The organism is Streptomyces sp. CA-278952 (genome assembly GCF_028747205.1).
GTDB lineage: Bacteria > Actinomycetota > Actinomycetes > Streptomycetales > Streptomycetaceae > Streptomyces.
In genome coordinates this window covers 3,495,421-3,509,745 of record NZ_CP112880.1, presented here as the reverse complement: position 1 = coordinate 3,509,745, position 14,325 = coordinate 3,495,421, and the positions used below count along the sequence as shown (strand labels likewise).

Genomic DNA, 14,325 nt, shown 5'->3' with positions numbered 1-14,325 from the left:
GTCGGCTGCTCACCTGCACCTGCGAGGAGTCGTTGCCGGATCCGCAACGTCTGAGAGACGTCGTTGCCGCGTCAACGCCTGAGAGGCGTCGTTGCCGGATCCATTACGCCCGTGAGCAGCCGACGACGCATCCACAAGGCTCGTGATCAACCCGTCCAGGGCATAGGCTCGCCCCATGGGCAGCCACTCCGCACATCTGCCGAACCCGACCACCCCGGCCGGCCGCGAGGGGCTCGACGCCGTTCTCGCCCGGCCCGACCGCGCGGTCATCGCCCTCGACTTCGACGGCACGCTCGCCGACATCGTCCCGGACCCCGAGCAGGCCCGCGCCCACCCCGGCACCGTCACCGCGCTCGCCGCGCTCGCGCCGAAGGTCGCCGCCATCGCCGTGATCACCGGCCGCCCGGCGGGCGTCGCGGTCCGCTACGGAGGCTTCGCGGGCGTCCCCGGTCTGGAGCACCTCGTCGTGCTCGGGCACTACGGCGCCGAACGCTGGGACGCCGTGACCGGCACCGTGAACGCCCCCGCCCCCCACCCCGGTGTCGCCGCCGCTCGGGCCGAACTCCCGGGCGTACTGCACGAGCTCGACTCCTGGCACGGCACCTGGATCGAGGAGAAGGGGCAGGCCGTCGCCGTCCACACCCGGCGCGCGCAGGACCCGCAGGCGGCCTTCGAGACACTGCGCGGCCCCCTCGGCGAGCTGGCCGCGAAGCACGGGCTGATCGTCGAACCGGGCCGTCTGGTCCTGGAGTTGCGCCCGCCCGGCATGGACAAGGGCGTCGCGCTCGCCACGTTCGTCGCCGAGCTGGACGCCGAGTCCGTCATCTACGCGGGCGACGACCTCGGGGACCTCGCCGCGTTCGCCGCGGTGGAGAAGCTGCGGACCGAGGGCCCGGACGGCATCCCCGGCCTCTTGGTGTGCAGCGGCAGCACCGAGGTGCCCGAACTGGCCGAGCGCGCGGACCTTTCGGTGCCGGGCCCGGCCGCCGTGGTGGACTTCTTGGCGGCGTTGGCCGAGCGGCTCTGAGCCGAGTCAGGTCGCCCTGAGCGTCGATTCAGGCGGTTCCGAGCCGAGTGAAGCGGCTCTGAGCCGCGTCAGGAGACCGGCCTGCTCACCCCTGCCGCAGCGCCTCCAGCTGGTCCAGGAACCACTGCTGGGGCGGCAGCGCGGTCGCCGCCTCGGCCAGGCGTTCCGTGCGGCCGGACCGCTCGTCGGCGCTCATCGTCAGTGCCTCGTGCAGGGCCTCGGCCGTGCCCACCACGTCGTACGGGTTCACCACGATCGCGTCCTCGCCCAGCTCCTCGTACGCCCCCGCCTCCCGTGACAGCACCAGCGCGCAGCCGTGGTCGGAGACGACCGGGACCTCCTTGGCCACCAGGTTCATCCCGTCGCGGATCGGGTTGACCAGCGCCACGTCCGCCAGCCGGTACGCGGCCAGCGAGCGAGCGAAGTCGTCCTTGACGTGGAGGACGACCGGCGTCCAGGTCTCGGTGCCGTACGACTGGTTGATCTCCGTGGCCAGGGTCTGCACCGCCGCCGTGTAGTCCCGGTAGACGGCGAGGTCCTGCCGCGAGGGGTAGGCGAAGGCGATGTGCACGACGCGCTCGCGCCACTCGGGGTGGGCGTCCAGCAGGGCCCGGTACGCGTGCAGGCCGCGCACGATGTTCTTGGACAGCTCGGTGCGGTCCACCCGGACGATGGTCTTCCGGCCCTCGCCCACCTGCTCCCGCAGCGTCGCCATCCGCTCGTCCACGTCGGCCTCGTGCGAGCGCCGGCGCAGGAAGTCCGCGTCGGCCCCCAGGCCGTGCACCCCGACCCTGGTCCGGCCCGTCCCGCCGAGGATCTCCGTGCAGCAGCCGATGAACGCGTCCGCCCAGCGGCGGGTCAGGAACGCGGCCCGGTCCGCGCCGAGGATGCCACGCAGCAACTGCTCCGCGATGTCGTCGGGCAGCAGCCGGTAGTAGTCGACGGGCGCCCACGGGGTGTGCGAGAAGTGGCCGATCCTGAGGTCCGGGCGCAGCTCACGGAGCATGCCGGGGACCAGGGCCAGGTGGTAGTCCTGGACGAGGACCGACGCCCCGGGGCCCGCCTCCTCGGCGAGCGCCTCGGCGAAGGCCCGGTTGTACGTCTCGTAGGAGGCCCACTGGCGGCGGAACTCCGCGTCGAAGACCGGCTCCACGGGCGTCTGGTAGAGCAGGTGGTGGACGAACCACAGCACCGAGTTGGCGATGCCGTTGTACGCGTCGGCGTGCACCTCGGCGTCGATGTCGAGCATCCGCACGCCCGCCTCGCCGACCCCGCGCCGCACCGCCTCGCGGTCCCCGTCGCCGAGGGCCGCGCAGACCCACAGCTTGTCGTCGACGGCGCTCAGCCCGGAGACGAGCCCGCCGCCGCCGCGCTTGGCGTCGAGCGTCCCGTCCTCGCCGAGGGTGTACGAGACGGGGCCGCGGTTGGACGCGACGAGGACCTGGGCCGTGGAGGCGGCCGCGGATCCGGGTTCGGGTGCGGGTGCGTGTTCGGCGTGCTCGGAGACCATGTAGCGGAACCTAGCCCGTTCGGGAAGCCCCCAAACGCCTCAGGGCGTCATGCGGCCCACCGCCTCACGCCGCGTGGCGCTCCGCGTACTCCGCGATCTCCCGCATCGGCGGGCGCTCCTCCGTGTCCACCGCATGGGTGCGGGGCACGAAGCCGTCCTCGCCGCGCTCGAACTGGGTCAGCGCGGGCCGCACCAGATGGCCCCGGGAGAGCCGCAGCTGCGCCGTGCGGTAGATCGCCGCCGCCATCCGGCCCAGCGCCTGCCCGTCCTGGTGGCGGTGGACGCGCACGCCGACGTCGACCTGGCCCAGCGCGTCCAGGCCCACCGTGTGCAGCGCGTCCACCAGCAGGCCCAGCTCCACTCCGTAACCGACCGGGAACGGCAGCCGCTCCAGCAGGGACCGCCGCACCGCGTACTCACCGCCCAGCGGCTGTACGAACCCGGCCAGCTGGGGCCAGTGCAGATTGAGCAGCGGGCGTGCCACCAGCTCGGTGACCCGACCGCCCTGACCTGCCCTGTCACCGAGCGGGCGGTCGTACATCGCCTTGACGAACTGGACGGACGGGTCGGTGAGCAGGGGTCCGACCGTGCCCGAGACGAAGTCCGCGGAGAAGTCCCTGAGGTCGGCGTCGATGAAGCACACGATCTCGCCGCTGGTCACCAGGAGTGACCGCCACAGCACCTCGCCCTTCCCGGGCAGGGCCGGGATCCGGGGCAGGATCGCGTCCCGGTGGACCACCCGGGCACCCGCCGCCCGGGCCACGGCGGCGGTGGCGTCGGTGGAGCCGGAGTCGATCACCACGAGTTCGTCGACGAGCCGGACCTTCTCCATCAGCTCCCGGCGGATCGTCGCCACGATCGCGCCGACCGTGGCCTCCTCGTTCAGCGCGGGCAGCACCACGCTCACGGACGTGCGGTGCGGATCGGTGTCCCGGGCGTCGGTGAGCCGGTTCAGCGGGCGGTCGCCGGACGACCAGGAACGCCTGGTCAGCCAGCGTTCCACCTCTTCGAGCACGGTCGGCACTCCCTGTGTGTGATCCATCTCGCGGTTCGGACGACTATCTCAACGGTCCGGTGCTTCGGTTACAGTCTTGAACAACGCGGATGGCCGTCGCATGTCGGGGTCGGAGCGCACATAAACGCCTGGATCGAAGATCCAGCGCCATAAGAGCTCATCCAGAGGGACTGAGGGAACGGCCCGTTGAAGTCCCGGCAACCCTCCTGCCGACCGCGAGGTCACGGTGGGGAAGGTGCCAATTCCGTCTTGCGGCGAAATGCGTCGCAGGGAAGATGAGGAGAAAGGGACCTCCGCCATCATGGCTGTTCAGACCGTTGCAGGTAGCACCGCTTCTTCCGCCCCGGCCGCCGATCTCGGCCCCGCCGCGGCGCTTTCCTGCCGCGAGTGCGGCGAGCGTTTCGAGCTCGGCCCCCTTTTCGCCTGTGCGTCCTGTTTCGGGCCGCTGGAAGTGGCCTACGAGCTGCCCACCGGCTCCCCGGAGGAGCTGCGGAAGCGCATCGAGGCCGGCCCGAACAACATCTGGCGCTACGCCCCGCTGCTGCCGGTGCCCGCGGACGTCGCGGAGAAGCCCAACATCAACCCCGGCTTCACCAAGCTCGTCAAGGCCGACAACCTCGCCCGTGAGCTGGGCGTCACCGGCGGCCTGTACGTGAAGGACGACTCCGGCAACCCGACGCACTCCTTCAAGGACCGCGTCGTCGCCATCGCCGTGGAGGCCGCCCGCGCCTTCGGCTTCACCACCCTCTCCTGCTCCTCCACGGGCAACCTGGCCGGAGCCGTCGGCGCCGCCGCCGCCCGGGCCGGACTGCGCTCCTGCGTGTTCATCCCGCACGACCTGGAGCAGGGCAAGGTCGTCATGGCCGCGGTGTACGGCGGTGAACTGGTCGGCATCGAGGGCAACTACGACGACGTCAACCGCTTCTGCTCCGAGCTCATCGGCGATCCGCTCGGCGAGGGCTGGGGCTTCGTCAACGTCAACCTGCGCCCGTACTACGGCGAGGGCTCCAAGACGCTGGCGTACGAGATCTGCGAGCAGCTCGGCTGGCGGCTGCCCGACCAGATCGTCATCCCGATCGCGTCCGGCTCCCAGCTCACCAAGATCGACAAGGGGTTCCAGGAGCTGATCAAGCTCGGCCTCGTCGAGGACCGGCCGTACAAGATCTTCGGCGCCCAGGCCGAGGGCTGCTCCCCGGTCTCCGCCGCCTTCAAGGCCGGTCACGACGTCGTACGGCCCCAGAAGCCGAACACCATCGCCAAGTCGCTGGCCATCGGCAACCCGGCGGACGGCCCGTACGTCCTGGACATCGCCCGCCGCACCGGCGGCGCGGTGGAGGACGTGACCGACGAGCAGGTCGTCGACGCGATCAAGCTGCTGGCGCGCACCGAGGGCATCTTCGGCGAGACGGCGGGCGGCGTGACGCTCGGCGTGACGAAGAAGCTCATCGAGGCGGGCGTCATCGACCCGGCGCTCACCACCGTCGTCCTGAACACCGGCGACGGCCTCAAGACGCTGGACGCGGTCTCCGCGACCTCGCAGGCCACGGCGACCATCAAGCCGAGCCTGGACGCGTTCCGCGCCGCGGGCCTCGCCGCCGGCTGATCACCCGAGACTTCAGGAAGGCACCCACCATGAGCGTCAAGGTCCGTATCCCCACCATCCTCCGTACGTACACGGGCGGCCAGGCCGAGGTCCCGGCGGAGGGCGCCAAGCTCTCCGAGGTCATCGAGTCCCTGGAGAAGGACCACCCGGGCATCGCGGCCCGCGTCCTGGACGACCAGGGCAAGCTGCGCCGCTTCGTGAACGTGTACGTCAACGACGACGACGTGCGCTTCGAGGGCGGCCTGGACGCGGCCACGCCCGACGGCGCGGGCGTCTCGATCATCCCCGCGGTCGCCGGCGGCTGCTGAACCGTCAAGGGCCGCTGCGCGGCGGCCCACCGCACCTCTGAGTGACCACAGTTGCCCCCTCCGCGAGACAAGCGGAGGGGGCAATTCTGCATGGTTGAGCACGGTACAGTTGGGGAAGCCCCGTCCGCTGCTCGTGCCGCCCGCATATGTGAATGCGCCCGGCCCCGATAAGAAGCAGCCAAAGTACGTGAACCTCTTGCGGCATAAGTGCCCTTTGTCTGGCCCGACTTGCCCGCAAATCTCAGCAAACCCGCATATTCGCGTGTTCTTCCGTGCCCGGAATTCTCGTCCGATTGACCTGTTGCAGAGGGCAGTTGGGCGGATACATTCGGCCGCGGTCGACGCGCTGCGGCGCCGCCCACCCTCTCCTGTCGGGGGGTGAGTTCCGACCCGGGTCCGCGAAGTGCGGTCCCGTGCAAGGGCCAGTAATAGGGGAGTTAGGCATGGCTCAGGGCACCGTCAAGTGGTTCAACGCGGAGAAGGGGTACGGCTTCATCGCGGTCGACGGTGGTGCGGATGTTTTCGTCCACTACAGCGCGATCCAGATGGACGGGTACCGCACCCTCGAAGAGGGTCAGCGAGTTGAATTCGAGATCTCGCAGGGCCAGAAGGGGCCCCAGGCCGACATGGTCAAGCTCGCCGTCGGCTGAGCTCGGCGCGGTCGTCCGACGACACTACTCACGCACGCAGGGCCCGGCCCCCGGATCAGGGGACCGGGCCCTTCGTGCGTCCCGGCGGCCCTGCGACCGGGAGGAGCGTGCAGCCGTCCCCATCCGATGCGCGCTGCCGTCCCCGTCCAAGGCGTACTGCCGTCCCCGCCGTCCCCATCCGAGGCGCGCCCCCGTCCCCGTCCGAGGCGCGCCCCTGTCCGCCTCCGAGGCGCGCCGCTGTCCACATCCGGAGAGGGACGCTTGCACTCGCAGGGGTCGAGTGCTAATCATTGGCGTTAGCACTCTCCAGGTGAGAGTGACAGAAACTTGGACCGGGCCGGTGAGGCCCGCAGGCGCGGTGGGGCAAGGAACCACCACGCAGGCAGGCCGTCCGTCGCGGGCGCCTCTCGGTCCGGAGAATCCACCCCTGTCCGGGAGGACCACTTCACATGGCCAAGATCATCGCGTTCGACGAGGAGGCACGGCGCGGTCTCGAGCGCGGGATGAACCAGCTCGCCGACGCCGTCAAGGTCACCCTCGGCCCCAAGGGCCGTAACGTCGTCCTCGAGAAGAAGTGGGGCGCGCCCACGATCACCAACGATGGTGTTTCCATCGCCAAGGAGATCGAGCTCGAGGACCCGTACGAGAAGATCGGTGCGGAGCTGGTCAAGGAGGTCGCCAAGAAGACGGACGACGTCGCCGGCGACGGTACGACCACCGCCACCGTTCTGGCTCAGGCTCTCGTCCGCGAGGGCCTGCGCAACGTCGCCGCAGGCGCCAACCCGATGGCCCTCAAGCGGGGCATCGAGAAGGCCGTCGAGGCCGTCTCCGCCGCTCTGCTGGAGCAGGCCAAGGACGTGGAGACCAAGGAGCAGATCGCTTCGACCGCCTCCATCTCCGCCGCCGACACCGAGATCGGCGCCAAGATCGCCGAGGCGATGGACAAGGTCGGCAAGGAAGGCGTCATCACCGTCGAGGAGTCCCAGACCTTCGGTCTGGAGCTCGAGCTCACCGAGGGTATGCGCTTCGACAAGGGCTACATCTCGGCGTACTTCGCGACCGACATGGAGCGTATGGAGGCGTCGCTCGACGACCCGTACATCCTGATCGTCAACTCGAAGATCGCCAGCGTCAAGGACCTGATCCCGCTGCTGGAGAAGGTCATGCAGTCGGGCAAGCCCCTGCTGATCATCGCCGAGGACGTCGAGGGCGAGGCGCTCTCCACCCTGGTCGTCAACAAGATCAAGGGCACGTTCAAGTCCGTCGCCGTCAAGGCCCCGGGCTTCGGCGACCGCCGCAAGGCCATGCTCGCGGACATCGCCATCCTCACCGGTGGCACCGTGATCTCCGAGGAGGTCGGTCTCAAGCTGGAGAACGCCGGCCTGGACCTGCTCGGCCGTGCCCGCAAGGTCGTCATCACCAAGGACGAGACCACGATCGTCGACGGCGCCGGTGACAGCGACCAGGTTCAGGGTCGCGTCAAGCAGATCCGCGCCGAGATCGAGAACTCCGACTCGGACTACGACCGCGAGAAGCTCCAGGAGCGTCTGGCGAAGCTGGCCGGCGGCGTGGCCGTCATCAAGGCCGGCGCCGCCACCGAGGTGGAGCTCAAGGAGCGCAAGCACCGCATCGAGGACGCGGTGCGCAACGCCAAGGCCGCCGTCGAGGAGGGCATCGTCGCCGGTGGTGGCGTGGCTCTGCTCCAGGCCTCGGCCGTCTTCGAGAAGCTCGACCTCACGGGCGACGAGGCGACCGGCGCCAACGCCGTGAAGCTCGCGCTGGAGGCCCCGCTCAAGCAGATCGCCGTCAACGGTGGTCTCGAGGGTGGCGTCGTCGTGGAGAAGGTCCGCAACCTGCCGATCGGTCACGGCCTCAACGCCGCGACCGGTGAGTACGTCGACATGATCGCCGAGGGCATCATCGACCCGGCGAAGGTCACGCGCTCCGCTCTGCAGAACGCCGCGTCCATCGCCGCGCTCTTCCTCACCACCGAGGCCGTCATCGCCGACAAGCCCGAGAAGGCCGGCGCGGCCGCTCCGGGCGGCATGCCGGGCGGTGACATGGACTTCTGATCCGCCGCGGAGTCCCGGGCCCGCCCGGAAGCCCTCCGGCTGATCGAAGTTCGCCGTACGTCCCACAGGGGCGGTATCTCCTTCACGGAGGTGCCGCCCCTGTGGCGTTCCCCGACGCGCGCCGACGTTCCCCGACGTTCCCCGACGTTCCCCGACGTCCCCCGACGCGCGCCGACGCCGGCCGCCCCGCGTGCGGGCACGTGGCCGAATGGCTACTTGCCGCGCCCTTCCCGGTGAGGCAGCACGCGTCAGCGCGGTCGTGCCGATCACGGTGGTGCGCCCGCGCCCCCGGAGGCAGGGCGGACGCGGAGCCGCCCGGAGACCCGTTCCGGCTGGTTCCCCGCTGCCCCGGTGGGCCGCTCCCCCTCCTGGCAGCTCACCGCCCGGTCGGGCGCCCGCAGCCGGTCAGTGGTCCAGTCCACCTCGCGTCTGCGACCCGGCGGTGTGCGACTGCACACGGCGGCCGACCGGCGTTCCCGGCCCCGGTGGAGACGGCCCGGAGCGGACCGCCCCGGACCTCGCCGCTCGCGCTATCCAGCCAACTTCGGACGGTAAGTCGGAATCATGCGTACCGGTTGGGCTGCGGGACATGATGGCTCTGGTGTTCACGTGGTGAACACCAGTCGCATGAAGAACGTCCGTCATGCAGAACTCACTGGGCATAACGGTCGTCAACCGCACAGAAGGGAAGGTGTCATGAAGCCGCAGAAGAAGGCTTACGTGAAGCCGTCGCTGTTCAAGCAGGGCGACTTCTCGAAGAAGACCGCCGGTTACTTCTACGGCTCGTACAAGGAGTACTGGGTCCGTCGCATCAGCTGATCCGGCCCCCGGTTTCCTGCGCGCCGTATGAGAACTTCCGGAAGGTGAACATGCCCGGCCACCCGCGTGACTACTTCGTCGTCCTGCCGGACAGTGCGGCGGGAGCGGCGGTGGCCGGGCAACTCCCCCCGGGCACAGGCCTTTCCCCGGGCACGGGCCTCCCTGCGGGCGCGGGCCTCTCCCTGAGTGCGCGCCTTCGCCCCGGTACGGGCGGGACGCCGGTCGTCGCCCACGCTTCGGGACGGCCCTGGGTCATCGCCCGCCCGCTGGTCCGCGAGGTGAGCCACCTCCGCCGGGGCGACGACGCCCTCGTGCTCATCGGCCCGGGCCGGGTCCCCGAGGCCGTGCTCGCCGGCCTTCTGGAGGGCGCCCGCGACCGGGCCGGCCTGGAACGCCGCCTCGCCCGGCTGCCCGGCCTCCACCACGTGATCGCCCGGCTCTCCGGCGAGACCTGGATCCGGGGCACCGCCTCCGGGCTGCGCCGGATCTACCACGCCCGGCACCCCGAGGCCGGAACCATCGCCTCCGACCGCCCCGCCGTCCTGGCCCGCCTGACCGGCGCGCCCCTGGACGACGGCGCGCTGGCCCTGCGCATGCTCGACTTCCTGCCGCACCCGCTGAGCCGCCGCGTCGTGTGGCGGGGCGTGTACGAGACCGGCGCCGGGTACGGCCTGGCCCTGCCCGTCGCAGCACCGGGCACGGCCGCCGTCCCCGGCCCCACGGAGCACCGCTGGTGGGAGCCGCCGCCCGCCGAACTCTCCCTGGACGAGGGAGCCCGAAGACTCGGTGACGCCGTCGCCGCCTCCGTACGGGCCCATATCGGCGGCCTGGACCGGATCAGCTGCGAGCTGTCCGGCGGACTGGACTCCACCTCGCTCACGTTCGCCGCCCGAGCGACGGGACCTGCCGAGCTGGCCCTCCTCACCGTGGCCGCCCGGGACCGCTACAGCGAGGACGAGACATGGGCGCGGAGGGCGGTGGAGGCGGCCGGGAAGGGCGAGGCGGCCGGGCGGAGCACGACGAGCACCGCGTCCACCGCCCTGGACCACCAGGTCATCCCCGCCGACGACGTCCCCTACTTCTACGCCGGTCTGGCCTCCTGCGCCGACGAGTTGAACGACGAACCGCTTCCCGTCGCCCCCGGCCGGGCCCGCGCGCACCTCCTGCTCAGCCGCGCCCACGCCACCGGCTCGCGCTACCACCTCACCGGCTACGGCGGCGACGAACTCTTCCTCGGTCTGCCCCACGCCTACCAGGACCTCTTCCACGGCAACCCGTTCACCGCCTGGAGCCACCTCGGCGGCCTGCGCCACCAGCTCGGCTGGCCGCTCCTGCCGACGGTGAGGGCCCTGCTGAACCGCTCCACGTTCCCCCGCTGGCTCGCCGGGGCGGTCACCGCCGAACCCCAGCCGGTAGCCCGGACCCCACTGCTCTCCTGGGGCGTACGGCAGTCGCTGCGGCCCTGGTTCACCGACCACGCGAACACCCTGATCACCGCGGAGTTCCGGGCCGCCGCCGAGCACGCCGAGCCGATCGACCCGTGGCGCGGCCGGCACGTCGACATCGACGCCGTACGGATGGGGGCCCGGCACTTCCAGGCGATGGAGGACATCGGCATGACGATCGGGCTGCCGGTCGCCGCGCCGTTCTACGACGACCGCGTCCTGGAGGCGACCCTCGCCGTCCGCCTGCCGGAGCGCATCAGCCCCTGGCGCTACAAACCGCTGCTCGTCGAGGCGATGCGCGGCGTGGTCCCGGACACGCTCCTGGCCCGGACCACGAAGGACCACATGTCCGCCGACGAACACCAGGGTCTGCGTGAACACGCGCCGGAACTGGCCGCTCTGTGGACCGGCTCCCGGCTGGCGGAACGCGGTCTGGTCGACTCCCGCCGACTGCTCCGGCTCGCCGCCGAACCCTTCTCACCGGTCCTGGTCGAACACTCCATCAGCTCCACCGTGGCCGGGGAGACCTGGCTCCGCACGGCCGAGGACGCCTGGCCGGCCCCTCGGACACGTACGACATCGCCGACATCGCCGACACCGCCCATCTGACCACCAGCGAGGCATCCGATGAAGCTCAGAAAAGGCATCGCCGTCACGACCACCGAGTACGGCGGCGTCCTCCTCGACGAGAAGGACGGCAGCTACTGGCAGTTGAACGACACCGGCGTCATCGTCGTCGACACCCTCGCCTCCGGGCACACCCCCGAGATCGCCGTGGAGCGGATCCTCGCCGACTTCGACGTCGAGCGGGCCGAAGCGGAGTCGGACGTGGCGGAGCTGACCCGCCTGCTCGTCGAGGCGAGGATCCTGCACCCATGACCACCGAGATGACGATGCCGCGCCGGGGCGCGGGAGCGGGCGGGTTACGGCTGCGCACGGCCATCGCCGCCGCGTTCGTTCTGGCCCGCCTCAAGCCGGGGCGCCTGCGCCGGGTGCTGGCCGGGTGCGCCCGGGGTGCGCGCCCGGCCTCGTACGCGGAGACGTTGGAGGTGTTCGGTGCGGTCGTCGCCACCAGCCGCCGCTGTGCGGGCCGTTACGGCTGCCTGCCCCGCTCGGTCGCCGTCGCCCTGGCCTGCCGGATGTCCGGAGTCTGGCCCGACTGGTGCGCGGGGGTGCGGGCGGCTCCGCCGTTCTCCCCGCATGCTTGGGTGCAGGCGGGGGGCCGCACGGTCGGCGAGCAGGCGGAACCGGCGGATCTGCGTCCCTTGATAGTGGTGACGGCAGACGGAGGGGGTCCGGGTGAGCACGGTGGCGGGGACGACGGAGACGGACGAGGGCGGCGGGGCCGAGGGGAGGACGGACGAGGTCGGCGGGCATGAGGGGACCGCCGCGCCGCCCGCGCGGGGTGCCGCAGAGGCGCCGGCCAAGGGGGCCGCGGAGGAGGTCGCCAAGAGGGCCGCCAAGGGGTCCGCCAAGCGGTCCGCGAAGGGGTCCGCCGGGAAGCAGCCGGCCGGGAAGCAGCCCGCCCGGGATGCCGCGGAGCGGTCCGCGGAGGGGGCCGCCGAGAAGCAGCCCGCCCCGGATGCCGCCGAGGGTTCCGCCAAGGGCGGGCCGAGTGCCGGCCCGTCCCCTCTCCGGCTCCTCCTCTCCCGGGTCCGTCCGCACCGGGGCGTGCTCGTGCGCGCGGGGCTGCTCTCGCTCGCCGGATCCGGGGCGGGCCTCGCGATGCCGCTGATGGCGAAACACGCGGTCGACGCGTTCGCCGCGGACCGCTCGCCCGCGGGACCGCTCGTCGCGCTGACCGCGCTCGTGCTGGTGGGAGCCTGCCTCTCCGCGTACGGGCGCTATCTCATGTCCCGTACGGGAGAGGGCGTCGTCCTGCGCGCACGCGAGCAACTCGTGGGCCGCATCCTGCGGTTGAAGGTTCCGGCGGTGGACCGGCTGACCCCGGGCGACCTCCAGTCACGCGTGACCAGCGACACGACCCTCCTGCGGACGGTTCTCTCCAGCGGTCTGGTGGAGTCGTTCAACAGCGTGCTGATGCTGCTGGGGACGATCGGCTTCATGGCGTACATGGACCTGACGCTGCTCGGCGTGACGCTGGTCGTGATCGTCGGTATCGGAGCCGTGACCTCGCTGCTGATGCCGCGCATCCAGCGGGCCCAGCTCCGCGCCCAGGAGTCCGTGGGCGCGATGGGCGCGGCCCTGGACCGGGTGCTTCAGGCGTTCCGCACGGTCAAGGCGAGCGGGGCGGAGGAGCGGGAGACGGCGGCCGTCGCGGCGGCCGCCCGGCACGCGCACGACCGGGGCGTCTCGGTGGCGCGGTGGTCGTCGGTCTCCGACGTCACGATGGGGATGTCGATCCAGCTGGCGTTCCTGGCGGTGCTGGGCGTGGGCGGCGCACGGGTCGCGTCCGGCTCGCTGGAGATCTCGTCGCTGATCGCGTTCCTGCTCTACCTCTTCTACCTGATGGGCCCGATCGGTGGTCTGGTCGAGGGCTGGACGGGCTTGCAGAGCGGGCTCGCGGCGGTGCGCAGGATCGACGAGGTCGAGTCGCTGCCCGGCGAACCGGCCGCCGATCCCGGAGCCGTACGGCAGGAGATTCCGGCGACTCCGCTCGGCGTCACGTTCCAGGACGTGGCGTTCGGTTACGGGGACGAGCGCGCGCCCGCCCACAAGGGGGTGTCCTTCGACGTCCCGACCGGCGGCCTGGTCGCGCTGGTGGGTCCGTCGGGGGCGGGCAAGTCGACGGTGTTCAGCCTGCTGGAACGCTTCTACGACCACGACTCCGGCACCATCACCGTGGACGGCCGGGACATCCGCGACTGGCCGCTGGCCGAGCTGCGGGGCTCGCTGGCGTACGTGGAACAGGACGCGCCGGTCCTGGCCGGGACGCTGCGGGAGAACCTCGTCTTCGCCGCCCCGGACGCCGAGGAGAAGGCGGTGGCCCTGGCGGTGGCCCGGACCCGCCTGGACAGCCTGGTCGGCCGGCTGCCGGAGGGCCTGGACACGGCGGTGGGCCACCGCGGCGTCACCCTCTCCGGAGGCGAACGCCAGCGGATAGCCATCGCCCGGGCCCTGTTGCGCCGCCCCCGCCTGCTGCTGCTCGACGAGGTGACCTCGCAGCTGGATGCGGTCAACGAGCAGGCGCTGCGGGACGTGATCCTCGAACTGGCGGAGCACACCACGGTGCTGGTCATCGCGCATCGCCTCTCCACCGTCCGGCACGCGGACCGCATCGTGGTCCTGGAGGACGGCCGGGTCCGCACGGCGGGCACGCACGAGGAGCTGATCGCCGGGGACGACCTGTACCGCGAGCTGGCGACCACCCAGCTCGCGGCGGACGTCCCGTGACGGGGGGTCTCAGCAGGAGGGCTTGATCCGGTCGGTCAGCCGGCCGAAGGCGAAGTCCGCGGACTGGTGGTTCTCGTCGAACTTGTACCAGTCGCCCCGGCCCCCGCCGGTCGGCGAGTCCTGGAAGCAGCCCGAGGCGTTCGAGATGAACGAGGCGATGTTGTCGGCCAAGTCGTGCTCGCCGAGGAACACGTTGCCCATGTCCGGGTTCCAGTCGAAGCGGGTGCCGCCGTAGTGCCGATGGCTCCACATGCAGACCCATCCGGGCGCGCAGTCGTCGGCAGCCCTCTTCGCCGCGGTCTCCGAGGCGGCCGCGGAGGTGGTGGGGGTGGCGGGGGCGGCCGAGGTGACCGGTGTGGCGGCGAAGGAGAGGGCGAGGGTCGCGCCGACGGCGGTGAGTGCGGCGAGGGTGGCGTGGAGACGCCGGGACGGGCGGGGGGTGTGCTCTTCGGTGTGCTCTTCGATGCGCACGCTGGTGCCTTTCGCGCTGGGCGGCTCTGTCGGCCCTGTCGGCCCTGTCGG

13 protein-coding genes and 1 riboswitch are annotated in these 14,325 nt (G+C 71.5%); of the genes, 10 read left to right on the top strand and 3 right to left on the bottom strand.

The features are described from left to right. Positions 1–175 precede the first annotated feature (175 nt). Positions 176–1,027, top strand: coding sequence for a trehalose-phosphatase (gene otsB / locus N7925_RS15640; protein ID WP_265600221.1), 852 nt, complete (start codon positions 176–178; stop codon positions 1,025–1,027). An 85-nt stretch (positions 1,028–1,112) separates the two neighbouring features. On the opposite strand, the gene N7925_RS15635 is transcribed toward otsB, so the two are convergent. Together N7925_RS15635 and N7925_RS15630 are read right to left on the bottom strand one after the other, a co-directional pair. Then, positions 1,113–2,537, bottom strand: a complete 1,425-nt coding sequence (locus N7925_RS15635) for an alpha,alpha-trehalose-phosphate synthase (UDP-forming) (protein WP_265600220.1) — start codon at positions 2,535–2,537, stop codon at positions 1,113–1,115. Between the two features lie 64 nt (positions 2,538–2,601). Further along, positions 2,602–3,552 carry a glucosyl-3-phosphoglycerate synthase gene (locus tag N7925_RS15630; protein WP_265603896.1) on the bottom strand — a complete coding sequence of 317 codons (951 nt, stop codon included), beginning with the start codon at positions 3,550–3,552 and terminating at the stop codon, positions 2,602–2,604. Positions 3,553–3,706: 154 nt separating this feature from the next. Beyond that, positions 3,707–3,834, top strand: a riboswitch (SAM riboswitch). Between the two features lie 19 nt (positions 3,835–3,853). Between N7925_RS15630 and thrC the strand changes: the two genes are divergently transcribed. The 9 genes from thrC to N7925_RS15585 all read left to right on the top strand — a co-directional run bounded on the left by thrC (position 3,854) and on the right by N7925_RS15585 (position 13,803). Continuing rightward, on the top strand, positions 3,854–5,155 hold the full coding sequence (gene thrC, locus N7925_RS15625) for a threonine synthase (RefSeq protein WP_274344186.1): 1,302 nt from the start codon (positions 3,854–3,856) through the stop codon (positions 5,153–5,155). Positions 5,156–5,184: 29 nt separating this feature from the next. Continuing rightward, positions 5,185–5,463 (top strand): MoaD/ThiS family protein, encoded by a 279-nt coding sequence (locus tag N7925_RS15620; RefSeq protein ID WP_003967347.1) that lies wholly within the window; start codon positions 5,185–5,187, stop codon positions 5,461–5,463. A gap of 443 nt (positions 5,464–5,906) precedes the next feature. Then, positions 5,907–6,113 (top strand): cold-shock protein, encoded by a 207-nt coding sequence (locus N7925_RS15615; RefSeq protein WP_003967346.1) that lies wholly within the window; start codon positions 5,907–5,909, stop codon positions 6,111–6,113. A gap of 449 nt (positions 6,114–6,562) precedes the next feature. Continuing rightward, positions 6,563–8,185 carry a chaperonin GroEL gene (gene groL / locus N7925_RS15610; protein ID WP_265600218.1) on the top strand — a complete coding sequence of 541 codons (1,623 nt, stop codon included), beginning with the start codon at positions 6,563–6,565 and terminating at the stop codon, positions 8,183–8,185. Positions 8,186–8,881: 696 nt separating this feature from the next. After that, positions 8,882–9,004: a keywimysin-related RiPP gene (locus N7925_RS15605; protein ID WP_265600216.1), complete on the top strand. Its 123-nt coding sequence runs from the start codon at positions 8,882–8,884 to the stop codon at positions 9,002–9,004. A 50-nt stretch (positions 9,005–9,054) separates the two neighbouring features. Beyond that, positions 9,055–11,058 (top strand): asparagine synthase-related protein, encoded by a 2,004-nt coding sequence (locus tag N7925_RS15600; protein ID WP_274344185.1) that lies wholly within the window; start codon positions 9,055–9,057, stop codon positions 11,056–11,058. A gap of 18 nt (positions 11,059–11,076) precedes the next feature. After that, a complete protein-coding gene (locus tag N7925_RS15595) occupies positions 11,077–11,328 on the top strand; it encodes a lasso peptide biosynthesis PqqD family chaperone (protein ID WP_265600214.1) in 252 nt (83 codons plus the stop codon). Continuing rightward, a complete protein-coding gene (locus N7925_RS15590; RefSeq protein ID WP_274344184.1) occupies positions 11,325–11,828 on the top strand; it encodes a lasso peptide biosynthesis B2 protein in 504 nt (167 codons plus the stop codon). Before N7925_RS15595 ends, N7925_RS15590 begins: the two co-directional genes overlap by 4 nt. Further along, complete coding sequence (locus N7925_RS15585; RefSeq protein ID WP_443032156.1) at positions 11,749–13,803, top strand: ABC transporter transmembrane domain-containing protein; 2,055 nt, start codon at positions 11,749–11,751, stop codon at positions 13,801–13,803. The genes N7925_RS15590 and N7925_RS15585 overlap by 80 nt, the downstream gene beginning before the upstream one ends. 9 nt (positions 13,804–13,812) lie before the next feature. On the opposite strand, the gene N7925_RS15580 is transcribed toward N7925_RS15585, so the two are convergent. After that, positions 13,813–14,274, bottom strand: a complete 462-nt coding sequence (locus N7925_RS15580) for a peptidase inhibitor family I36 protein (RefSeq protein ID WP_265600212.1) — start codon at positions 14,272–14,274, stop codon at positions 13,813–13,815. Between the last annotated feature and the right edge of the window lie 51 nt (positions 14,275–14,325).

Coding starts and splice junctions, on each gene's coding strand:
- otsB (WP_265600221.1), top strand. CDS start 176: ATGGGCAGCCACTCCGCACATCTGCCGAACCCGACCACCCCGGCCGGC.
- N7925_RS15635 (WP_265600220.1), bottom strand. CDS start 2,537: ATGGTCTCCGAGCACGCCGAACACGCACCCGCACCCGAACCCGGATCC.
- thrC (WP_274344186.1), top strand. CDS start 3,854: ATGGCTGTTCAGACCGTTGCAGGTAGCACCGCTTCTTCCGCCCCGGCC.
- N7925_RS15620 (WP_003967347.1), top strand. CDS start 5,185: ATGAGCGTCAAGGTCCGTATCCCCACCATCCTCCGTACGTACACGGGC.
- N7925_RS15615 (WP_003967346.1), top strand. CDS start 5,907: ATGGCTCAGGGCACCGTCAAGTGGTTCAACGCGGAGAAGGGGTACGGC.
- groL (WP_265600218.1), top strand. CDS start 6,563: ATGGCCAAGATCATCGCGTTCGACGAGGAGGCACGGCGCGGTCTCGAG.
- N7925_RS15605 (WP_265600216.1), top strand. CDS start 8,882: ATGAAGCCGCAGAAGAAGGCTTACGTGAAGCCGTCGCTGTTCAAGCAG.
- N7925_RS15600 (WP_274344185.1), top strand. CDS start 9,055: ATGCCCGGCCACCCGCGTGACTACTTCGTCGTCCTGCCGGACAGTGCG.
- N7925_RS15595 (WP_265600214.1), top strand. CDS start 11,077: ATGAAGCTCAGAAAAGGCATCGCCGTCACGACCACCGAGTACGGCGGC.
- N7925_RS15590 (WP_274344184.1), top strand. CDS start 11,325: ATGACCACCGAGATGACGATGCCGCGCCGGGGCGCGGGAGCGGGCGGG.